Origin of the sequence: Sphingobium xenophagum NBRC 107872 (assembly GCF_000367345.1) — a bacterium.
GTDB classification, from domain to species: domain Bacteria; phylum Pseudomonadota; class Alphaproteobacteria; order Sphingomonadales; family Sphingomonadaceae; genus Sphingobium; species Sphingobium xenophagum.
On the sequence record NZ_BARE01000038.1, the window covers coordinates 14,578 to 35,535 of the forward strand.

Below are 20,958 nucleotides of genomic sequence, written 5' to 3' on the forward strand. Positions count from 1 at the left end.
ACTATGGCTGAGGGCAGCCCAAAGGACGGCAACGGTTCCAAGGAATCGGACAGTAGTAATGAAGGCGGTTTATGGAGCGGCATAAAGTCGCTTCTGTTCGGCGATAACGAATCCACGACGCTGCGGCAGGAACTGGAGGAAGCGCTCGACGAATATGACGAGGAGGAGCAGGACGAAGGCGCGGCTGCGCCCGCCAAGGGCGACCTGTCGGCGATCGAGCGCCAGATGGTCCGCAACCTGCTTCATTTTTCCGAACATACCGTCGATGACGTCGCCGTTCCGCGCGCTGACATCATCGCGATCGAGGAGAAGGCGAGTTTCGCCGATCTTGCCGCGCTGTTCGCCGAAGCGGGCCATAGCCGCATCCCGGTCTATCGCGACACGCTCGACACCATCGTCGGCATGGTCCACATCCGCGATGCTTTCGCGATCCTGGCGGGCAAATCCCCCGTCCCCGACACGTTGGCCCCGCTGATCCGCCAGCCGCTCTATGTCCCCGAAAGCATGGGTGCGCTCGACCTGCTGGCCGAAATGCGTGCCAAGCGGACCCATCTCGCCATCGTGCTGGACGAATATTCGGGCACCGAAGGGCTGCTGACGTTCGAGGATCTGGTCGAGGAAATCGTCGGCGATGTCGAGGATGAGCATGACGACGCCCCCGAAGCGATGCTGGTGCCGCTGCCCGGCGGGCTATGGGAGGCGGATGCGCGCGCCGAACTGGACGATGTCGCCGAAGAGATTGACGAGAAGCTGGGCGACATTGACGAGGATGTCGATACGCTGGGCGGCCTCGCTTTCATCATCGCTGGCCGGGTGCCGGAACCGGGCGAGATACTCGACCATGAACAGAGCGGCTGGAAACTGGAAATATTGGCCAGCGATGGCCGCCGCGTAAGCCGCCTGCGCCTGCACCCCCCGGTGGAAGCGCTTATGGACGATGAGGATTGAGGCGCATCCGAGAACTCAAAATCCGTTCGGGCTGAGCCTGTCGAAGCCTCGTCCTTTTCTTCGGGGCACTACAGCCGTTCGATACGCTCAGGGCGAACCGAACTTCAGCAGGCCCGCCCCCTCTCTTACTCCGGAATGGACGCGCCAAACAGCAGCATAGGCTCGCCTGCGGGCGACAGCGCGATCTCGCCGCCTGCATTGGTCACCAACTGCCGTACCATCCATGCCGCCGCCGTGCGCGAAGCCAGCCCTTCGGCGGGCAGCGTCCCCGCCAGCGCCGCGCGCAGATCGGGGTCCAGCACGACCTTTGGCCCTTCGCCCCGCACGACAATCTCGGTCACGCCGGGCCGCTTTTCCGCGCCAATATCCAGCTGCCCGCCCCGCACCAGCGCGTCGCCGACGATCAGCGCCAGGTTCAGCAGCACCTTGACCGGCAGCTTGCCCAGCATCTGTTCCTCGACCATCCAGCCGATCTTGACCCGGCCCGTCCCCGCGAACATCCCCTCGATCGCGACCCGCGCCTCATGCGGCGGCACCGCGTCGCCAAAGCCCCCGGCCGAACCGAATGCCAGGCGGAAGAATTTGAGCTTGTTGGCGGATGTGCGGGCACTGTCGGCCAGCAGGTCCAGGCAGCGCTGGCGCATGTCCGGGTCGGTTTCGTCCGCCATCAGTTCCAGCCCGTTATTCAGCGCGCCGACCGGACTCAACAGGTCGTGGCACAGGCGCGAACACAGAAGGCTGGCAAATTCGATGCTGTCGATGGGGTGGGTCATGTCAGGGTCTGCACCGCCGATTTTGTGGAAACTAAGGATGGCCTGACTGGCTAATGCGCTGCTGCGCCGGGCGATGCAACCCCGCCGCGCGCCCTTTCGCTCATACGACCTGCAACGTCGTCGGGGCGAAGCACACGCCACCCGCGCCATCCCCCTGCGCCACCCAGAGCCGCGCCTCGCCCGCCGCGACGATCAGCCACAGGCTGCCATCGGGCGCGGCGCAGGCCGTATCGGTCGCCGATGGCACCGCCACGCCGGACGGATGCGAATGATAATGACCGATGATCGGCGGCCCGCCCGCCCGCGCCGCCCGGTGCGCAGCGATCAGCGCCGCCGGGTCCAGCTCGAAATGGCGCGCCGGGTCCGGCGCGACATTGGCGGCGGGCGCGATGGCCGCGATTCGCTCCGCCGTGCCGAACAACAGGCCGCAAACCTCCGCCCGGTCCGCCGCCGCAATCGACTGAATCTGATCCAGCAGCGTCCTTGATATTGCAATCGCCATGCCTACATCCCTACCCAATGGGTTCGGGGGTTTCCATCATCGAAGCGACAATCGCGCAGGCGCAGGACGGGATGCGGCTCGACCGGGCGCTGGCCGACCTGCTGCCCGACCTGTCGCGCGAACGGTTGAAGGCGCTGATCAACGACGGCCATGTCCGCTCGACCGGCCAGCCGATCAAGATCGGCACTACCATCAAGGTCGCGACCGGCCAGTCTTTCGCCATCACCCTGCCCGCGCCCGTAGCGCTGGACAATGTGGCGCAGGATATTCCGCTCAACATCGTGCATGAGGATGCGGACCTGATCGTGGTGGACAAGCCCGCCGGGCTGGTCGTCCATCCCGCCGCGGGCAATCTGGACGGCACGCTGGTCAATGCGCTGCTGCATCATTGCCAGGGGCAGTTGTCGGGCATTGGCGGCGTCGCCCGCCCCGGCATCGTCCACCGCATCGACAAGGACACGTCCGGCCTGCTGGTCGTCGCCAAGTCGGACAAGGCGCATGACGGGCTGGCGCGCCAGTTCAAGGATCACAGCATCCAGCGACTCTATGCCGCGATCGTCTATGGCCACCCCCAGCCCGCCACCGGCACGGTCGACGCCTGGCTCGGTCGTTCGGACGCTGATCGAAAGAAGATGGCGGTTCATCGCGAAGGGCGCGGCAAACATGCCGTCACCCATTATCGCACCGTGGAACGGTTACGCGACGCGGCCATGGTGGAATGTCGGCTGGAAACCGGCCGCACCCATCAGGTCCGCGTCCATATGCACCATATCGGACATCCCTTGATCGGTGATCCGGTTTACGGTAGAGAAAGAAAAGGTTTCAAATCAATACTGGAAACACTGGGTTTCAAAAGGCAGGCATTGCACGCAAAAAGCCTGGGGTTCATACATCCGGTGACGGACGAACGGCTTATGTTCCAAAGTGCACTCCCTGCCGATATGCAGGAACTGTTAAGCCTGCTCCACGTATAGAGATGAACAAGTTTGCGACGGTCTTTGTGACGCCTCTTCTGGGTCCGACCGCGCATGAAAGGGAAAGGTGAAGCGACATGGCCAAGACGAGCAATGTCCCCGCGGTTCCGGCGCTGGGCGGTGAAGCCAGCCTCAACCGCTATCTGTCGGAAATCCGCAAATTTCCGCTTCTGACCCCTGAGCAGGAATATATGCTCGCCAAACGGTATGAGGAGCATCAGGATCCTGAGGCTGCGGCCCAGCTGGTGACCTCGCATCTGCGCCTCGTGGCGAAGATCGCGATGGGCTATCGCGGCTATGGCCTGCCGGTCAGCGAACTGATCTCCGAAGGCAATATCGGCCTGATGCAGGGCGTGAAGAAGTTTGAGGCTGACCGCGGCTTCCGCCTGGCGACCTACGCCATGTGGTGGATTCGCGCCTCGATCCAGGAATTCATCCTGCGCAGCTGGTCGCTTGTGAAAATGGGCACCACCGCATCGCAGAAGAAGCTGTTTTTCAACCTTCGCCGGATGAAGAACAATATCGAAGCGTTCGAGGATGGCGATCTGAAGCCGGAAGATGTGACCAAGATCGCGACCGATCTGGGCGTGTCCGAACAGGATGTCGTGTCGATGAACCGCCGGATGGCGATGGGCGGCGATACGTCGCTCAACGTCCCCATGCGGGAGGATGGCGACGGCCAGTGGCAGGATTGGTTGCAGGATACCGATCCGTTGCAGGACGAGCGCGTGGCCGAGGAGCAGGAACGCACCCAGCGCCACGAAATGCTGGTCGAGGCGATGACGGACCTCAACGATCGCGAAAAGCACATCCTGGCCGAACGGCGTCTGGCTGAAGAGCCCAAGACGCTGGAGGAACTGAGCCAGGTCTATGGCGTATCGCGCGAACGCGTCCGCCAGATCGAGGTACGCGCCTTTGAAAAGTTGCAAAAGGCGATGATGCGTATTGCCGGTGACAAGCTCAGCCACATGGCGCGCTTCGCCGCCGCCTGACGCCAGATACAGGCTAACCGGAAAGGCTTCGAAGCGATTCGGAGCCTTTTTCTGTTGTTCCGTTCCATCGGATCGCAACTGGCGTCTTGTTGGCCCCTTGCACGTCGGTCATATGGCGGTGATCCGGCTGACGCGCGAAGGGGATGTAGCTTGATGTCGACTGCATTGGCCCGGCGTCTGGCGACCGGCAAAATCCATTATGGCTGGGTCGTCCTTGCCACCACCTTCCTCACCATGCTCGTGGTCGCAGGCGCGGTCGGCGCGCCCGGCGTGTTCATCGTGCCGCTGCAACGCGAATTTGGCTGGACCGCCGCCGACATTTCCGCTGCCCTCGCCATCCGCTTCCTGCTGTTCGGCCTGATCGGCCCCTTTGCCGCTGCTTTCATGAACCGCTTTGGCGCGCGCCGGATGATGCTGATTTCGCTCGGCATCGTCACGATCGGCCTGCTGCTGTCGCTGGGCATGAGCCAGCTGTGGCAATTGGTGCTGCTATGGGGCGTGGTCATCGGGCTGGGCACTGGCCTCACCGCCATGGTGCTGGGCGCAACCGTCGCCACCCGCTGGTTTTCGGACCGGCGCGGGCTTGTCATGGGGCTGCTGTCCGCCAGCACGGCCACTGGCCAGCTGGCTTTCCTGCCGCTGCTCGCCGGAATGACAGACACTTTGGGCTGGCGCTCTGCGGTGCTGCTGGTGTGCGGTGCGATCCTGCTGGCGGCGCTGGTCGTACTGCTGCTGATGCGCGATCGCCCGTCCGATCTCGGCCTCCCGCCCTATGGCGACAGCGCTATCCAGCCGCCGCCGGTCCAGACGATCGGCTTTGGCGCGTTGCTGCTGACGCCGATCACCGTTCTGCGCGACGCGGCCAAAGTGCCGACCTTCTGGTTCCTCTTCCTCTCCTTCTATATTTGCGGTGCCAGCACCAACGGTCTGGTCCAGACCCATTTCATCGCCCTGTGCGGCGATTATGGACTGGCGGCGATCGGCGCGGCGTCGATGCTGGCGATGATGGGGCTGTTCGATTTCGGCGGCACACTGGCGTCGGGCTGGCTGTCGGACCGATTCGACAATCGCTGGCTGCTGTTCTGGTATTATGGCCTGCGCGGCGCGTCCCTGCTCTATCTGCCGTTCAGCGACTTCTCGCTCTACAGCCTGTCGCTGTTCGCCGTCTTTTACGGTCTGGACTGGGTCGCGACCGTGCCGCCCACGGTCAAGCTGACCGCCCAGCGCTTCGGGCCGGAACGCGCCAACATCGTCTTTGGCTGGATCTTTGCCGGCCATCAACTGGGTGCCGCCAGCGCGGCGATGGCGGGCGGCCTGTCGCGCACGGTCTGGCACAGCTATATGCCTGCCTTCGTTGCAGCAGGGCTGTTATGCCTCATCGGCGCGGGGCTGGTGCTGATGATCAACCGCGGTCGCCCCGCCATCTTGCAGGGCGCTTGAAACACAAGGCCGGGGCGCGTTACGCTGACGGCATGACCGCCAAAACCCCCTATCCCCGCCGCCGTTCCCGCTGGATCAGCATCCCGCTCAAACTGTTGATCGGCTTCGTCATCCTCTCGCTGCTGATGGTGACGCTCTACCGCTTCGTACCCCCGCCAGTGACGATGACGATGCTGCTCGATCCCAATGGCATCACCAAGGACTGGGTGAGCCTGGACGAGATTGACCCGGACATGGCGCGCGCGGCGATCGCGGCGGAGGACGGCAAATTCTGCGCCCATCACGGCTTCGACGTCGACGCCATCGCCAAGGCGGCAATCCATAACGCAAGCGGCGGCCGGGTACGCGGCGGATCGACGATCAGCCAGCAGACCGCGAAAAATGTGTTCCTCTGGCAAGGCGGCGGCTTCGTCCGCAAGGGGTTCGAAGCCTGGTTCACCATGTTGATCGAGGCGATCTGGGGCAAGCGGCGGATCATGGAAGTCTATCTGAACGTCGCGGAAACCGGCATCGGCACCTATGGCGTGCAGGCGGGCGCCATCCGCTATTTTCGCCATGGCGCGGACCGGTTGAGCCGGGCAGAAGCGGCGCGGTTCGCCGCCGTCCTCCCCCTCCCCAAACGCCGCGCCGCCATCGCCCCCAGCGGCTTCACCCGCCGCTACGGCAACACCATCGCCGCACGGATCGGCGTAGTACAACGCGACGGGCTGGATGCTTGCCTCAAATGAAAAGGGCGGGGATTGCGCCCCGCCCTTTCGCTTTTGTCGATGATCTTTGGGATCAGAAGCTGACGTGCAGCGAACCCGATACCGCCCGCGGCGAACCGATCTGGACGAAACCGGGGCTACCATATGCACCTGTCGCCAGCGTGATCGACTGGTTCAAGCCACCGCCGAAACCACCGACATAGAATTTGTCGAACAGGTTGCTGACGTTAAGCTGGAAATACGTATCCGGCACCCCGAAGCGGGCGAGCGAAACACGGGCGTCCAGATCGACCAGCGTATAGGACGGAGCTGCCGCGCTGTAGATTTCGACCGGGGCCGCTGTCGTGCCGCGATAGGTCGGCAGGTTGGTGTCGTAAACATAACGACGCCCGGTACGCTTGGCTTGGATGCCGAGCGTGACGCCTTCATAATTCACTTCGCCGCGCGCGCCGATCGTATAAACCGGCGCACCGCTTTCACGCTTGCCTGCGGTCGGTGCGAACACAGGCGTGGTTACGCCAGCGACGGTGACAGTCCCGATCTGGATATCATCCTGAATCTTCGATTTGAGGTACGAACCAAACACATAGAGGCTGACATTTTCGATCGGCTGATAGGACACGCTGCCGTCGAAACCGTACTTTTCGACCTTGCCGAGGTTGCGATAGACACTGACGTTCAGTTCAGGGTCAAAGGCCGAGGCCAGACGGTTCTTGTAGCTGGTGTACCAGAAGCTACCTTGCGCCTGGAACTTGCCCGTCGTGTAGCGCGCACCAAGGTCGAAGCTGTCCGTCGTTTCGGGCGCAGGCTGGGCTGCAGCATTATCCTGCGCAAAGAAGAAGGCGTTATAGAGCGAATCGGTGCCGGGAACACTCAACCCCTTCGAATAGTTTGCGAACACGCTAGCGGCCTGCGTGATTTTGAAGTTCAGCCCAACGTTGGGAAGCACCTTGTCATATTTGAACTTGCGTGTTTGTGGTGCAGCCCAAGTCGGCCGCAGCGTTCCAGTGTTTGTGGGGATAACACCGTTGGTCCCAAAACATTCTACGAAGCCGGATGCACTGCTGGTGTAGCAATTGTTCTGAAGTTTGCGCGTAAAGAACGGGGCGCGCACGCCAAGATTGACGGTCAGCATTTCATCCATGAACTTGCCGACATATTCACCCGACACCTGATGCAGGATGGCGTAGGACAGGCGATCACGCTTTTGCAGGATAGCGCCGTTGACGTCAGCCTGCGGATTGTCGACCGCAAACACGTCGATCGTCTCGCCATTGGATCCAAGCAGGCCAACTTCACCAGTCTGACGGTGACGGCCATGGTCGAACGTGTAGGCGACACGAACGCGGTGGTTGTCGTTAATGTCGTAGCGCAGCGAGCTGATGACAGCATAACGATCCGTGGTCGTCTGGCTCGGAGACAGCACGTTGACCTGATCCAGAATATCACCGTCGCCGTTCAGATCGCGGCCAAAATAGGGCGCGCCACCGAAAAAGCCCACAACATTCTGTGTACCGCTGCCAGCGTCAAGATCGAAGAAACCTTCACGCGCGGTGCTGGTGCCGCCACCATTCGCCTTCACATATTGATAGCTCGGATCAACCGTCAGCGTCAGGCTATCGGTCAAAGCAAAGCGCGAATTGATGCGGATATTACCGGTGTTCGACGGGTTGAAGCGATAATCGAACAATGTGCCGCAGGTGCCAGCAGCCTGCGCACCGGGACCACCGGCGGGAAGGGTACAGGCCGGGATCGTGTAGAAGCGCTCATCCTTCGTGATCGGGTAGCGATTGCTGGAGTTCGGCCCCGCGACGCGACCCTGGTCAGTGTCGACGCGCAGCGGCAGAGAACCGAAGAAGTTGTTGCGGTTGGCGTTCCAATGGCCTGCAACGGAGATGAAGTCGCCATTGCTGCCGATCGGCTGATAGATTTTGGCGTTATACTGCTGCTTATCGATCTGGCCGAAATTATTGAACACATTGTCATTGCGCGTGGTCGAGGCGGAGAACCACGCCTTCGTGCCGAAGGGCGTAAACACCCCGGTTTCGACCAGGCCGAACAGGCGGAAAAAGTCATAATCGCCGGCAGCGCCGACCATCGTCACCTTGAAATCGTCCGAACCCTGAATCGAGCGATAGTTGACCGTGCCGCCCGAAGCAGCCGCCGTGGGGCTGTCTACGTCGGTCGAACCCAAGTTGACGTTGATTTCCTCGATCAATTCGGGGTCAAGCTGCTGGTTGGAATAGATGGCATAGTTGCCGGTGTCGTTCAGCGGCATACCGTCGAAGGTCAGCGAAACGCGATCCGGGCCAAAGCCGCGAATGTTGAGCTGGCCACCGGCCGAACCATAGGGATCGTTATTCTGGAAGCTGACCCCAGGAATGAGGTTGATCGCGTTGAGGATGGTGTTGCCCGAACCCTGCTTGGCGATCAGTTCCTGCGTTATGACACCCTTAGCCTTGGTCGTGTCGGGCAGAACAACGCCGCCTACGCCCTTGCCAACCTTGGCACCGGTGACAATGATCGTGTCTTCAAAATCGATCGAACCCGTCGACTGGGCGAAGGCTGCGGAAGGAGCGGCTACGGCGATCATCGCGGCGCTGCACATCAGAAACTGTTTCATGTGACCCTTTGTCCCTTGTTCAGGAGCGGCGCTGACACGCCATACTGTTATGCTCTTGCAAGCCGGAGCCGCCTGTGACGGCCTCTGGCGACGCCCCTGTGATGCTATGGCTGCACTTTTGTTACAATGTGCAACATGCTCTGTCACAGGTGCGAACAGATGAGCAGGATGGCGCGCGGATCACGGCGCCAGATCCACACAAGTTATTGTTTTAATTATATTTTATAGGGGTTTCTGCCCGCTATTTGACGGTGGTGCAATTTTGCAACGCAGCAGGAATATTTGTGTCAGCGCGGAACCCGCCCAACAAAAAGGGGCCGACTGTCACCCGTCAGCCCCTTTTTTATCTCCGGCCTAGCCTTGCGATCAGGCGGCGTCTTCGGCTCGCTTGCTGTTTTCGCTGAACACGCGAATCGGCTCCTTCTTGCCCGCGACGACATCCTTGTCGACCACCACTTCGCCCACGCCCTGCATGGACGGCAGGTCGAACATGGTGTCGAGCAGGATCGCTTCGAGGATGGAGCGAAGCCCGCGCGCGCCGGTCTTGCGTTCGATCGCCTTCTTGGCGATCGCGACCAGCGCTTCATCGGTGAAGCTGAGGTCGACATTCTCCATCTCGAACAGCTTGCCATATTGCTTGACCAGCGCGTTCTTGGGCTCGCCCAAAATCTTGACCAGCGCTGACACGTCCAGATCCTCCAGCGTCGCGATGACCGGCAGACGACCGACAAATTCGGGGATCAGCCCGAATTTCAGCAAATCTTCCGGTTCGCTCTGCCGCAGCAGCTCGCCCGTCTTGCGCTCTTCGGGTGCAGCGACATAGGCGCCAAAGCCGATCGACTTGGCCTCCAGACGATCACCGATGATCTTTTCCAGACCAGCGAACGCGCCGCCACAGATGAACAGGATGTTGGTCGTGTCGACCTGCAAAAACTCCTGCTGCGGATGCTTACGCCCGCCCTGCGGCGGGACGGAAGCGGTGGTGCCTTCCATCAGCTTCAGCAACGCCTGCTGCACGCCCTCGCCCGACACGTCGCGGGTGATGGAAGGGTTTTCCGCCTTGCGGCTGATCTTGTCGATCTCGTCGATATAGACGATGCCGCGCTGCGCCTTCTCGACATTATAGTCCGACGCCTGAAGCAGCTTGAGGATGATGTTTTCCACATCCTCGCCGACATAGCCCGCTTCGGTCAGCGTCGTCGCATCGGCCATGGTGAAGGGCACGTCGAACGTCTTGGCCAGCGTCTGCGCCAGCAGCGTCTTGCCGCATCCGGTCGGGCCGACCAGCAGGATGTTGGACTTGGCCAGCTCGACCTCGCCCGGCTTGCTGCCATGGTTCAGCCGCTTGTAATGGTTATGGACCGCGACCGACAGTACGCGCTTCGCCCGGTTCTGGCCGATCACATAATCGTCCAGCACATCGCAGATTTCCTGCGGGGTCGGCACGCCGCCATCCTTCTTGCCGACGAGACCGCCCTTGGTCTCCTCGCGGATGATGTCGTTGCACAGCTCGACGCACTCATCGCAGATGAACACGGTCGGCCCAGCGATCAGCTTGCGCACTTCATGCTGCGACTTGCCGCAGAAGGAGCAATAGAGCGTGCTCTTGGAATCGGAGCCGGTAAGCTTAGTCATTCGCCAATCTTTCTTCCCTGCCGGTTCAACAATCACCAAAACCGCATTCCGGCGCGGGTAATTTGGTCCATAGTCATCCTAGACCGTGGCGCGCCGGTTTCACAAGGGGTGAAAGTAGCGCGCCCCGGTAAAGATGGGCTTTAAGTCTCGCTCGCTTCGGGCAGCGCGGGCCGGCTGGTGAACACTTCATCGACCAGACCGAAGGCCTTGGCCTCGTCCGCCTCCAGGAAGGTGTCGCGGTCCATCGCCCGCTCGATCTCTTCCAGCGACCTGCCGGTATATTGGACATACAGGTCGTTCAGGCGACGGCGGATACGCAGGATTTCCTTGGCCTGGATCTCGATGTCGCTGGCCATGCCCTGCGCGCCGCCCGATGGCTGGTGGACCATGATGCGGGCATTGCCCAGCGCGATCCGCTTGCCCGGTTCACCGGCCGCCAGCAGGAAGCTGCCCATCGACGCCGCCTGGCCGATGCACACGGTGCCGACCTGGGGCCGGATATATTTCATCGTGTCGTGGATCGCCATGCCCGCCGTCACCACGCCGCCGGGCGAGTTGATGTACATCCAGATGTCCTTCTTCGGATTTTCCGATTCGAGGAACAGCAACTGGGCGACGATCAGCGAGGCCATATGATCCTCGACCTGGCCGGTCACGAAGATGATCCGCTCACGCAACAGGCGCGAAAAAATGTCGAAGCTGCGCTCGCCACGGTTCGACTGCTCGATAACGATAGGAACCAGCGCGGCCATGGGATCATGCATGATGTTGGTCATTGTGCTCTTTCAGTCAGGTGCTTTTGCCCACCCCTACATCGGCACAAACGGCAAATGGTTCAAGGGGGGCGTGCAGGAAGGAAGCCGGTTCAGTCGCGCCGGGCGAAGTCGGACGGCGCGCGAAAACCAAGATAGGACAGCCGCCGTACCTCCCGCCGCCCGCGCACCACCGTGTCGAGGATAAGCCCGCACATGCCCGAAAGGGTGGCAAGGATCATCAGGCCGGTGACCAGGATGGCGGTCGGGAAACGCGGCACCAGGCCGGTATGCATATAGGTCACGATCAGCGGCGCGGCCAGCCCCAGCCCCAGCGCGACAAGGAACGCGGCGATCACGCCGAAGAACAGGATCGGCCGCTCGATGCGATAGAGGGTGAAGATGGTGCGCAGGATGCGAAAGCCGTCGCGATAGGTGGAAAGCTTGCTGACCGATCCTTCGGGCCGCGCGCCATAGGCGGTGACGACTTCGGCGACCGGCATGGCGAGTTCGAGCGCATGGACGCTGATCTCGGTCTCGATCTCGAACCCGGCCGACAGCACCGGAAAGCTTTTGACGAAGCGGCGGGAAAAGACGCGATAGCCCGACAATATGTCGGTAAAACTGCGCCCGAACAATTGTTTGAGCAGGCTGGTCAGCGCCCAGTTGCCCAGGCGATGGCCGGGGCGATAGGCCTCTTCCGCCTCCGACTTGCGGCAACCGACCACCATGTCGAGATTATCGTCGAGCATGGCGGCGACCATCGCGGGGGCGGCCGCGGCCTCATAGGTCGCGTCGCCATCGGCCATGATATAGATGTCGGCATCGACGTCGGCGAACATGCGGCGCACGACATGACCCTTGCCCTGCTGGGTCACGCGGCGGACGATCGCGCCCGCACCGCGCGCCAGTTCGGGGCTGCCGTCGCTGCTGTTATTGTCGAACACATAGATGTCGGCATGGGGCAATGCGCGGCGGAAATCCTGCACCGTCTGCACGATCGCGCCGGCTTCATTATAACAGGGCAGGATGACCGCGATGCGCGGGACTGCCAGCGCGCTGTCGCTGGTCATGGCGGGATATTCCTTCATCGGCCTTCGCATCCTGCTGCCTTCCGTGCCCGATGGCATGGACCGACAGGGTTAATATTTCCTCTGCCATGGCGCGTGCGAAATGAAAAGCGCCCGTGCCTCCTGTCGGAAGCCGGGCGCTTGTCCATCACTTTTCAGCCGGGCTTATTCAGCCTTGGCAGCGGCCTTCTTGGGAGCAGCCTTCTTCTTGGGCTTTTCCTCGGCAGCGGCCTCTGCGGCCGGCGCGTCCGCTTCCGCCGCGGCAGGGGCTGCCTTCTTGGCGGCGGCCTTCTTCGGCTTGGCCGGGGCTTCCTCGGCTACCGCTTCGGCTTCGGCGGCCGGTTCGGCAGCGGCCTTCTTCGACGCGGCCTTCTTCGCCTTGGGCTTTTCGTCATGGTCATGGCCGCAATCTTGGCCATGGACGTGGGGCTTGATGTCGCCATCTTCGGCTTCGATCGCCGCTTCCAGCTCTTCCTTGGTCACGGCGCGGTCGGTGACTTCGGCCTTGTCGAACAGGAAGTCGACGACCTTGTCCTCATAAAGCGGCGCGCGCAGCTGGGCTGCGGCCATCGGGTCCTGACGGACATATTGCACGAAACGCTCGCGGTCCTGCGGGCCGTACTGCTGCGCGGCCTGCATGATCAGGCGGTTCATTTCCTGGTCGCTGACGGTCACGCCATTGGCCTGGCCGATTTCCGAGAGGAGCAGGCCCAGGCGAACGCGGCGCACGGCGATGGCGCGATAATCGTCCTTCTCGGCTTCCATTTCGGCGATCGCGGCGGCCGGATCTTCCTCATGGCTCGCTTCATGCTGAAGCTGCTGCCAGATCTGCTCGAACTCGGCCTCGACCATGCTCGGCGGCACGTCGAAGTCATGGGCCGACGCCAGCTGGTCCAGCAGCTTGCGCTTCATATGGGTGCGGGTCAGGCCATTATGTTCCTGCTCGATCTGGCCCTTGAGCAGATCCTTGAGCTGGTCCAGCCCTTCCAGGCCCAGCGACTTGGCGAAATCATCGTCCAGCTTGGGCTTGTCGCCGTCCAGGATCGACTTCACCTTGATGTCGAAGGTCGCCAGCTTGCCGGCCAGATGCGCCGCGCCATAATCTTCGGGGAAGGTCACTTCGATGACCTTTTCCTCGCCCTTCTTCACGCCGCCCAGCTGTTCCTCGAAACCGGGGATGAACTGGCCAGAGCCGAGCTTGAGCTTGATGTCCTCGGCCGCGCCGCCTTCAAAGGCTTCGCCGTCGACCTTGCCCAGAAAGTCGATGACCAGCGTGTCGCCGTCCTGCGCGACATGATCGTCGCCCTTTTCTTCCAGCGCACCCTGCTGCGTGGCGATGCGGCCAGCGGCCTCATCGACCTGCGCGTCGGCGACTTCGACGGTCAGCCGTTCCAGCTTGATGCCTTCGATGCTGGGCGCCGCGATGTCGGGCAGCACTTCGAGCGCGACCTTGATTTCCGCGTCCTTGCCGAACTCGAACCCTTCGTCCAGCTCGACCGAAGGCTGCATCGCGGGACGCAGCTTCTGGTCGGCGATCAACTTCTGGATGCTTTCCTGAATGCTGTTGTTGAGCGCGTCGCGCTGGAGCGCTTCGCCATGCATTTTCTTGACGAGATTGGCGGGCACCTTGCCGGGGCGGAAGCCGGGCATCCGCACCTGCGGGGCCATGGCTTTCACTTCCTTGTCCACTCGCGCGTCGATATCCTTCGACGTGATGGTGACAGTGTAGGCGCGCTTAAGGCCTTCGTTCAACGTCTCGACAGTCTGCATCTCTTCTCTCAAACGCTTTCTTCAGCTGAATTTCGGTGGCGCTGCCGCAGGTGGCATACTGGTGCGGGCGAAGGGACTCGAACCCCCACATCTTGCGATACCAGAACCTAAATCTGGCGCGTCTACCAATTTCGCCACGCCCGCATCGGTCGCCGGTCGGCGCGGCATAGAGAAAAGCGTGGGCAAGGGCAAGGGATAGTGAGTCGGGTCGCGGAACCGGGGCGACGACCCATGCGTACCCTCTCCGCCCCCTTAACAGAGAGAAGCAGATATGGCCACCCAGCCCGACCCCACACCCAACCCCGATGGCGTGCCCCCGCCGGACATTATCGACCCGCAGTCGCCACCCGAAACCCCCGCCCCTGCGACTCCGCAGGAATTGCCGGTCACGGAGCCGGACGAGATCGTGCCGGTCGGCCCCGATTATGATCAGCCAGACAGCGCGCCAGCCGAAGTGCCGCCGGATTGAGCGCAATTTTCGGCCGATAGGCCAACATATCCACAATTTTTATGTCACTTTGCGGAACCTTTTTGGTTGATCGTTAAAATATGATGGCCCCGCCGCTGGACAGACCCCTGCAAGCATGATTGAATTGTTACAAATAGAAATGACGGAGAGGCGCGGCTGACAAAATAGGGGGTCGACGTGCATAGGGTTCGCGCAAAACTGGATTGGTTCAAAACCGTCATCCTGCCACAGGAAGCAGCATTGCGCGGTCGTTTGCGACGCATTTTGCCCTCCACCCATGAACTGGACGACATGGTCGCCGAAGTCATGACCCGCGCCTATGCGACGGAAAATTGGGAAAATGTGACGACAGGCCGCGCCTATCTCTTCACCATCGCCCGCAACCTCGTCATCGACACCGCCCGCCGTAACAAGGTGGTCAGCTTCGAAACCATGGCCGACCTGGAACTGCTGGGCGGCGAAAATACGATCGAGGCGCAATTGAACGCCCGCGAAGCGCTGCGTCAGGTGCAGGTTATCGTCGAGTCGCTGCCTGCCCAGTGCCGTCGCGTGTTCATTCTTCGCCGCATCCACGAAAAATCCATGCTGGAAATAGCGGAGGAGATGTCCCTATCCGTTTCTACTGTTGAAAAACATCTGGCCAAAGCCATCGCGATAGTTATGCGGGCCTGGGCAGAACGTGAGGAAACGGATTTCGAACGTGCAGGGGTCGGAGCCAGGATCAAGCTGCGGGACCAGGGCCGCGATCGAAGCGGAAGCAGCGCGCCTGCTGGCCAGGCTTAACAGCGATCCCAGCCCACAGGACGAAGCCGAAATTTGCGCATGGGTAGAGGCTGACCCCAGCCACGCCGTTGCGTTCGCCCGTGCCGAAGCAGCATGGGAAGCGGCCGAGCGACTGAAAAGCGCCGCCGCCGAAGTCACCCTGCCCCCGCTGGCGCAGATCGTCAGCGAAGAACAGCAGCGCCGCCTGTCGCGCAACGTCATGGTCGCCGCCGCCGTCGCGGTCATGCTCTTCATCGTCGCCGCCATCGTCACTGTCCGCACATTCAGCGGGGTGGAGCGTTTCCAGACAGGCATCGGCCAGATCCGGGACATCGCGCTGGAAGATGGATCGACCCTGCACCTCAACAGCGACAGCGAAGCCGAAGTCCGCTTCACCGATAATGGCCGCAAAGTGCGTATCCTCAAGGGCGAAGCCTCGTTCGACGTCGCCCGTGACGCCGAACGCCCGTTCGACGTCGAAGCACGATCGGCGGTCATCCGCGCGGTTGGCACCGCCTTCAACGTGCGGATGCGTCCCTCGATCGTCGAACTCACCGTCACCCATGGCACCGTCACCGTCCATTCGGGCGATAATGTGCAAAAGCGCGTCAGCGCAGGCAGCGGCGCAGTGATCCAGCCGCGCACCATCGCGCTCACCCGGCTGGACCCCAAGCTGGTTGGCCAGCGCACGGCCTGGCGCGAACAGATGGTCGAACTGGACGGTGAAACCATCGAGCAGGCGGCAGGCGAGTTCAACCGCTACCGCACCGCGCCGATCCTGATTGGCGATACGCGGGTGTCGGCGCTGCGAATCGGCGGCCGCTTCCGCATCAGCGACAGCCGCGAATTCCTCTCTGCCCTGCAACTGAGCCTCCCCATCCGCGCGGTCACGGGCGAGGATGGCTCGGTCATGCTGCTCTATCGCGACGAAGAGCCGGCAATGGCGGACAATGGGGTCGGCTTGTGACGCGCAGGGCGGACCAATATTAAATCCGTTCGCCCTGAGCGAAGTCGAAGGGCTCGGCTGAGCCGCAGGCGAAGCCCCTTCGCTCCGCTCAGGATAAGGCTTCGACTTCGCTCAGCCCGAACGGATATATTTCTAACCCTTTGCCCTACCCCAACAACTCCCGCACCATCTCCGGCACCAGCACGCTCGCCGGTCCCAGCCGACTTTCCTCGAAATAATAGCTGCCCGCTGACGGATCGAGATTGAGTTCCAGCGTTCGCGCGCCGACATGGCGGGCGGTCTGGACGAAACCTGCCGCCGGATAGACCGCGCCGGACGTGCCGATCGACACGAACAGATCCGCGCGCCGCAGCGCATCGTCGATCGCGTCCATCTCATAGGGCATTTCGCCAAAGAACACGATGTCGGGCCGCAGCCTGGGCTTGCCGCAGCCATCGCATACCGATCCGGGCGGCAGCGATCCGCTCCACGCCACCGCCTTCCCGCACGCCGCGCACAACGCCGATCGCAGCGCGCCATGCATATGGATCAGCCGCTTCGCCCCCGCCCGCTCATGCAGGTCATCGACATTCTGCGTGACGATCAGCAATTCGCCCGGCCATGCCCTGTCGAGCGCCGCCAGCGCCTCATGCGCGGCATTGGGCGCCACCTCGTCCAGCTTCGCGCGCCGCTCGTCATAAAAGCGATGCACCAGCGCGGGATTGCGCGCGATCGCTTCGGGCGTGCAGACATCCTCGACGCGATGCCCTTCCCACAATCCGTCCGGCCCGCGAAAGGTGGCAAGCCCGCTTTCGGCGGAAATCCCCGCGCCGGTGAGGATAACGATATTGCGTATGTCCGGGTTCATGTCGCCCAGCCTAGCCAATGCCCCGCCGCAACGCCATGGTCCTGCTTATCGAAGTCTTTACCCCGTCCGCGCTAGACCCCGACGCATTATTAAAGCCGGAACATGCCCCATGCGTTTTGCCCAGACCCTGCCCCTGATCGCCGTCAGCGCGCTGCCGCAGCCTGCCTTAGCGCAGGTCGCCGTCGCCGATAGTGGCGATACCGGCTGGATGATCCTTTGCGCGCTGCTGGTGCTGCTGGCCGCATTGCCGGGGCTGATGCTGCGCCATGCGGGGCTGGTCAATGTGCGCAATGCTCTGTCGGTGATGACGCAGGGCGCGGCCGTGATTGCGATCGTGTCGCTGGTCTGGGGAATCGCGGGCTATTCCATCGCCTATGCGCCGGGCAGCGCATGGCTGGGCGGCGGCGCGAACCTGCTGCTCGCCAATCTGGGGCAATTGCGCGACGGGATGACCGTACCTGAATCCGCCTTCGTCCTGTTCCAGATGGCGCTGGCCCTGCTGGCCGCCAGTCTGCTGATCGGTGCGGTTGCGGAACGGGTGCGGCTGGGCTGGCTGATCTGCTTCGCGCCGCTCTGGCTGTTGCTGGTCTATGCGCCGACCGTCCACGCAGTGTGGGGCGGCGGCTGGCTGGCCGACCTCGGCGTGCTGGATTTTGCAGGCGGGCTGGTCGTGCATGGCGTCGCGGGCTTTTCCGCGCTGACGCTGGCCCTGATCGCCGGGCGGCGGCGCGAAGCCTCCGATCCCGGCCATTCGCCCGTACTCGGTCTGGCGGGCGGCGCATTGCTGTGGGTCGGCCTGTCGGGCGTGGTCGGCGGCTGGTCGCTGGGCGCGACCGATGACGCCGCGACCGCCATCCTGAACTTTCATTTTTCTGCCTGCGCCGCCGCGCTGCTCTGGGCCTTGCTCGACCGATTGCTGGGCGCGCGCACCAGCGCCACCGGCATCCTGTCCGGCGCGTTGGCGGGCATCGCCGCCATTTCCGCCAGCGCCGCGCTGGTGGGCACAGGCGGCGCGATGATGATCGGCGTGATCGCAGCGATGGTCTGCCGCATCGGCGACGGGCTGGCGGCGCGCTGGATCGACGATCCGGCGGGCATATTCGTCATCCACGGACTGGGCGGCCTCACCGGCGTCCTGCTGCTCCCCATCTTCGTCCTGCCGCTGCTCGGCGGGGTCGGCTATGAAGTGCCGGTCAGCCTGAGCGCCGCGCTGCTCAGCCAGCTTGCCGGTCTTGCCATCGTCGCGCTCTGGGCGATGATCGGCACCGCCATCGCCGCGCTGATCGTGTCGATGGTCATCCCCATGCGCGTGGGCGCGCAGGAAGAAGCCGATGGCCTCGACGCCAGCCAGCATGGCCAGCAGGGCTGGGATTTCCGCTAAACGCCATGACCGTCGCCGTCGCCATTTTCGCCCATCAGGAAGAAAAGCGCATCGCCACCTGCCTTGGCTCGCTGCCGCTCGACCGGACGGATACGCTGTTCCATGTGCTTGTCAACGGCACCACCGACGCCACCGTGGCGCGGGCGCGGGAAGCGGCGGGCGGGCGGGCGAACGTCATCGTTCATGACATTGTCGCAGGCGGTAAGTCACGGACCTGGAACCATCTGGTCCATGACCTGCTGAACGGTAGCGAGCAGGCCGTCGTCTTTCTGGATGGCGACGCGGAGATACAGAGCGGGTCGATCGACGCGCTGGTGGCGGACCTTGCCGCCCACCCCCATGCCAATGCCGCCGCCGGTATGCCGGTCAATGGCCGGATGGCGCAAACCTATCGCCGCAATCTGCGTGCCGACGGCGGGCTGTTTGGCGATCTCTACGCGCTGTCGGGGCGCTTCGTCGGCGCGATCCGCATGCGCGGCCTGCGCCTGCCCGACGATCTGATCGGCGACGACGGGCTGGTCGCGGCCTGGGCGCATACCGATCTGCAAAAGGATAGCGGCTGGGACGTTACCCGTGTGATCGCCTGCGACGGCGCGGGCTTTGCCTGCGAACAGGTCAGCCTGACCCGTCCGTCCACCTGGACGATGCAGTATAAGAGGCTGATTAACTATTCGGTCCGCTTCTTCCAGAACCGGATCGTGTCGGACATCATGACGCGGCAGGGACCGGACGGCCTGCCCCCGCGCCTTTCCAGCCTCTACCCCGACTGGCTCCCCCGCTTCCGCCCGCGCGGCGGCATCAGCGCCTGGTTCGACCGCAAGGCATTGGCCCGGATGCGGGACGCGCTCTAAGCCCCGCCGTCCGGCTGGCTGGCAAGGGGTCTAGCGGTCCTTGCCCGCCAGTTCCTTGTTCACGAACAGCGCCAGGCCGGTGACGACCGCACCCGACAGCAGATAGGCGCCGGACGCCGCCAGCCCGAACTCGGCGGAAATTGCCAGCGCGACCAGCGGGGCAAAGCCCGCCCCCACCAGCCAGGCAAGATCCGACGTCAGCGCCGACCCGGTATAGCGGGTCGCGGTACGGAAATTGGAGGCGACCACCCCCGACGACTGGCCAAAGCTGAGGCCAAGCAGGATGAAGCCCAGCACCATGAAGGCGACCTCGCCCAGATCGCCGCCATTCAGCAGCAGCGGCGCGGCGACCGCGAAAAAGCCGATGCCGACAGCCGAAAAGCCCAGCAACCGACGCCGACCGATCATGTCGGCAACGAAGCCAGAGACGATGATCGCCAGCACGCCGACAAACGCGCCGATCACCTCGATCACCAGAAAGCGCTCCAGCGGCTGGTCGGTGTAGAGCGCGATCCACGACAGCGGAAACACGGTGACCATGTGGAACAGCGCGAAACTGGCCAGCGGGGCAAAAGCGCCGATGACGATGTTGCGCCCTTCGCTGCGCACCGTCGGGATGACCAGCGATGGCTGAAGCTCGCGCTTTTCATACAGGCGCGAAAACTCCTCCGTCACCACGATCCGCAACCGCGCGAACAAAGCCACCACATTGATCGCGAACGCGACGAAGAAAGGATAGCGCCAGCCCCAATCGAGGAAATCGGCACGCGACAAGGTCGACAGGAAGAAGGCGAACAGGCCCGCCGTCACCATCAGCGCCAGCGGCGCGCCCAGTTGCGGCATCATGGCATACCAGCCGCGCTTGCTCTGCGGCGCGTTGAGCGAAAGCAAGGATGCAAGGCCGTCCCAGGTGCCGCCCAGCGCGACCCCCTGCCCCGCGCGGAACAGCGCCAGCAGAACGGCCGACCAATGGCCGATCGTCGCATAGCCGGGCAGGAACGCAATAGCCGCGGTCGACCCGCCAAGCAGGAACAGCGCGATGGTCAGCTTCACCCCGCGGCCATAGGCGCGGTCGATCGCCATGAAGATGACCGACCCGATCGGCCTGCTCACAAAGGCGAGCGCAAAGATGGCGAAGGACCAGAGCGTGCCTTGCAGCGGCGACAGATAGGGGAACACATGGGCGGGAAAGACGATGCAGGACGCGATGGCATAAACGAAAAAGTCGAAAAATTCCGACGTCCGCCCGATGATGACGCCAATGGCGATCTCGGTCGGCGCGATTTTCTTGTCGCCATGCGCATGAAGATTGCGCACGTCATGCTCCGCCTGCGTCTTGTTCGGCGTTGTCGTCGCGGATGTCATGGCGTGAAAAGGGCCTTCATGCTGCGGGAACGATTGTTCGCCCTACTTCGTTGCATGGCGAATCATCGGCTTGTCAAATAGACCCATGCCCTATTTCGCAACCGCACAGGGATAGGACAAAAGGTCCAAT

General features: G+C 62.8%; 19 protein-coding genes and 1 tRNA gene. 10 read left to right on the plus strand and 10 right to left on the minus strand.

The annotated features are described in order from the left end of the window. The first annotated feature begins 3 nt into the window (after window positions 1-3). Window positions 4-948: a hemolysin family protein gene (locus SX1_RS16070; protein ID WP_019053809.1), complete on the plus strand. Its 945-nt coding sequence runs from the start codon at window positions 4-6 to the stop codon at window positions 946-948. A 125-nt stretch (window positions 949-1,073) separates the two neighbouring features. Here the strand turns inward: SX1_RS16070 and SX1_RS16075 are convergent, their stop codons facing one another. Then, the gene (locus tag SX1_RS16075) at window positions 1,074-1,721 is read right to left on the minus strand and encodes a histidine phosphotransferase family protein (RefSeq protein ID WP_017184214.1); all 648 of its coding nucleotides are present in this window, start codon (window positions 1,719-1,721) and stop codon (window positions 1,074-1,076) included. 100 nt (window positions 1,722-1,821) lie between these two features. Continuing rightward, complete coding sequence (locus SX1_RS16080; protein ID WP_017184215.1) at window positions 1,822-2,223, minus strand: Mov34/MPN/PAD-1 family protein; 402 nt, start codon at window positions 2,221-2,223, stop codon at window positions 1,822-1,824. Window positions 2,224-2,240: 17 nt separating this feature from the next. Between SX1_RS16080 and SX1_RS16085 the strand changes: the two genes are divergently transcribed. The 4 genes from SX1_RS16085 (at window position 2,241) to mtgA (ending at window position 6,357) form a co-directional block, all read left to right on the plus strand. After that, window positions 2,241-3,197: an RluA family pseudouridine synthase gene (locus tag SX1_RS16085; RefSeq protein WP_019053810.1), complete on the plus strand. Its 957-nt coding sequence runs from the start codon at window positions 2,241-2,243 to the stop codon at window positions 3,195-3,197. A gap of 77 nt (window positions 3,198-3,274) precedes the next feature. Beyond that, on the plus strand, window positions 3,275-4,189 hold the full coding sequence (gene rpoH / locus SX1_RS16090) for an RNA polymerase sigma factor RpoH (protein WP_017184217.1): 915 nt from the start codon (window positions 3,275-3,277) through the stop codon (window positions 4,187-4,189). Window positions 4,190-4,339: 150 nt separating this feature from the next. Beyond that, entirely contained in the window at window positions 4,340-5,629 is a 1,290-nt protein-coding gene (locus SX1_RS16095; protein WP_019053811.1) for an MFS transporter, read from the plus strand. Window positions 5,630-5,661: 32 nt separating this feature from the next. Further along, window positions 5,662-6,357, plus strand: a complete 696-nt coding sequence (gene mtgA, locus SX1_RS16100; protein ID WP_019053812.1) for a monofunctional biosynthetic peptidoglycan transglycosylase — start codon at window positions 5,662-5,664, stop codon at window positions 6,355-6,357. Window positions 6,358-6,409: 52 nt separating this feature from the next. Here the strand turns inward: mtgA and SX1_RS16105 are convergent, their stop codons facing one another. The 6 genes from SX1_RS16105 to SX1_RS16130 form a co-directional block, all read right to left on the minus strand. Next, window positions 6,410-8,959, minus strand: a complete 2,550-nt coding sequence (locus SX1_RS16105) for a TonB-dependent receptor (protein ID WP_019053813.1) — start codon at window positions 8,957-8,959, stop codon at window positions 6,410-6,412. A gap of 366 nt (window positions 8,960-9,325) precedes the next feature. Continuing rightward, window positions 9,326-10,594 (minus strand): ATP-dependent Clp protease ATP-binding subunit ClpX, encoded by a 1,269-nt coding sequence (gene clpX, locus SX1_RS16110; protein ID WP_017184221.1) that lies wholly within the window; start codon window positions 10,592-10,594, stop codon window positions 9,326-9,328. Between the two features lie 140 nt (window positions 10,595-10,734). Beyond that, on the minus strand, window positions 10,735-11,370 hold the full coding sequence (clpP, locus tag SX1_RS16115; protein ID WP_017184222.1) for an ATP-dependent Clp endopeptidase proteolytic subunit ClpP: 636 nt from the start codon (window positions 11,368-11,370) through the stop codon (window positions 10,735-10,737). A gap of 89 nt (window positions 11,371-11,459) precedes the next feature. Then, on the minus strand, window positions 11,460-12,437 hold the full coding sequence (locus SX1_RS16120; protein WP_017184223.1) for a glycosyltransferase family 2 protein: 978 nt from the start codon (window positions 12,435-12,437) through the stop codon (window positions 11,460-11,462). A 144-nt stretch (window positions 12,438-12,581) separates the two neighbouring features. Then, window positions 12,582-14,186: a trigger factor gene (gene tig / locus SX1_RS16125; RefSeq protein ID WP_019053814.1), complete on the minus strand. Its 1,605-nt coding sequence runs from the start codon at window positions 14,184-14,186 to the stop codon at window positions 12,582-12,584. A 59-nt stretch (window positions 14,187-14,245) separates the two neighbouring features. Then, window positions 14,246-14,330, minus strand: a tRNA-Leu gene (locus tag SX1_RS16130). A gap of 127 nt (window positions 14,331-14,457) precedes the next feature. Here SX1_RS16130 and SX1_RS22760 point away from each other — a divergent pair. The 3 genes from SX1_RS22760 to SX1_RS16145 all read left to right on the plus strand — a co-directional run bounded on the left by SX1_RS22760 (window position 14,458) and on the right by SX1_RS16145 (window position 16,384). Continuing rightward, window positions 14,458-14,655, plus strand: a complete 198-nt coding sequence (locus SX1_RS22760; protein ID WP_017184225.1) for a hypothetical protein — start codon at window positions 14,458-14,460, stop codon at window positions 14,653-14,655. Window positions 14,656-14,832: 177 nt separating this feature from the next. Further along, a complete protein-coding gene (locus tag SX1_RS16140; protein ID WP_017184226.1) occupies window positions 14,833-15,438 on the plus strand; it encodes a sigma-70 family RNA polymerase sigma factor in 606 nt (201 codons plus the stop codon). Next, on the plus strand, window positions 15,356-16,384 hold the full coding sequence (locus tag SX1_RS16145; RefSeq protein WP_017184227.1) for a FecR family protein: 1,029 nt from the start codon (window positions 15,356-15,358) through the stop codon (window positions 16,382-16,384). The genes SX1_RS16140 and SX1_RS16145 overlap by 83 nt, the downstream gene beginning before the upstream one ends. Window positions 16,385-16,529: 145 nt before the next feature. On the opposite strand, the gene SX1_RS16150 is transcribed toward SX1_RS16145, so the two are convergent. Then, window positions 16,530-17,231 (minus strand): NAD-dependent deacylase, encoded by a 702-nt coding sequence (locus SX1_RS16150; protein ID WP_019053815.1) that lies wholly within the window; start codon window positions 17,229-17,231, stop codon window positions 16,530-16,532. 109 nt (window positions 17,232-17,340) lie between these two features. Here SX1_RS16150 and SX1_RS16155 point away from each other — a divergent pair, with 109 nt between their 5' ends. Next, a complete protein-coding gene (locus SX1_RS16155; protein ID WP_019053816.1) occupies window positions 17,341-18,612 on the plus strand; it encodes an ammonium transporter in 1,272 nt (423 codons plus the stop codon). A 5-nt stretch (window positions 18,613-18,617) separates the two neighbouring features. Further along, window positions 18,618-19,463, plus strand: a complete 846-nt coding sequence (locus tag SX1_RS16160) for a glycosyltransferase (RefSeq protein WP_019053817.1) — start codon at window positions 18,618-18,620, stop codon at window positions 19,461-19,463. Window positions 19,464-19,493: 30 nt separating this feature from the next. On the opposite strand, the gene SX1_RS16165 is transcribed toward SX1_RS16160, so the two are convergent. Then, the gene (locus SX1_RS16165) at window positions 19,494-20,828 is read right to left on the minus strand and encodes an MFS transporter (protein WP_017184231.1); all 1,335 of its coding nucleotides are present in this window, start codon (window positions 20,826-20,828) and stop codon (window positions 19,494-19,496) included. Window positions 20,829-20,958 lie beyond the last annotated feature (130 nt).

Bases quoted from the DNA above. Each gene is read 5' to 3' on its own strand.
- SX1_RS16070 (WP_019053809.1), top strand. From the start codon at position 4: ATGGCTGAGGGCAGCCCAAAGGACGGCAACGGTTCCAAGGAATCGGAC.
- SX1_RS16075 (WP_017184214.1), bottom strand. From the start codon at position 1,721: ATGACCCACCCCATCGACAGCATCGAATTTGCCAGCCTTCTGTGTTCG.
- SX1_RS16080 (WP_017184215.1), bottom strand. From the start codon at position 2,223: ATGGCGATTGCAATATCAAGGACGCTGCTGGATCAGATTCAGTCGATT.
- SX1_RS16085 (WP_019053810.1), top strand. From the start codon at position 2,241: ATGGGTTCGGGGGTTTCCATCATCGAAGCGACAATCGCGCAGGCGCAG.
- rpoH (WP_017184217.1), top strand. From the start codon at position 3,275: ATGGCCAAGACGAGCAATGTCCCCGCGGTTCCGGCGCTGGGCGGTGAA.
- mtgA (WP_019053812.1), top strand. From the start codon at position 5,662: ATGACCGCCAAAACCCCCTATCCCCGCCGCCGTTCCCGCTGGATCAGC.
- SX1_RS16105 (WP_019053813.1), bottom strand. From the start codon at position 8,959: ATGAAACAGTTTCTGATGTGCAGCGCCGCGATGATCGCCGTAGCCGCT.
- clpX (WP_017184221.1), bottom strand. From the start codon at position 10,594: ATGACTAAGCTTACCGGCTCCGATTCCAAGAGCACGCTCTATTGCTCC.
- clpP (WP_017184222.1), bottom strand. From the start codon at position 11,370: ATGACCAACATCATGCATGATCCCATGGCCGCGCTGGTTCCTATCGTT.
- SX1_RS16120 (WP_017184223.1), bottom strand. From the start codon at position 12,437: ATGAAGGAATATCCCGCCATGACCAGCGACAGCGCGCTGGCAGTCCCG.
- tig (WP_019053814.1), bottom strand. From the start codon at position 14,186: ATGCAGACTGTCGAGACGTTGAACGAAGGCCTTAAGCGCGCCTACACT.
- SX1_RS22760 (WP_017184225.1), top strand. From the start codon at position 14,458: ATGGCCACCCAGCCCGACCCCACACCCAACCCCGATGGCGTGCCCCCG.
- SX1_RS16150 (WP_019053815.1), bottom strand. From the start codon at position 17,231: ATGAACCCGGACATACGCAATATCGTTATCCTCACCGGCGCGGGGATT.
- SX1_RS16155 (WP_019053816.1), top strand. From the start codon at position 17,341: ATGCGTTTTGCCCAGACCCTGCCCCTGATCGCCGTCAGCGCGCTGCCG.
- SX1_RS16160 (WP_019053817.1), top strand. From the start codon at position 18,618: ATGACCGTCGCCGTCGCCATTTTCGCCCATCAGGAAGAAAAGCGCATC.
- SX1_RS16165 (WP_017184231.1), bottom strand. From the start codon at position 20,828: ATGACATCCGCGACGACAACGCCGAACAAGACGCAGGCGGAGCATGAC.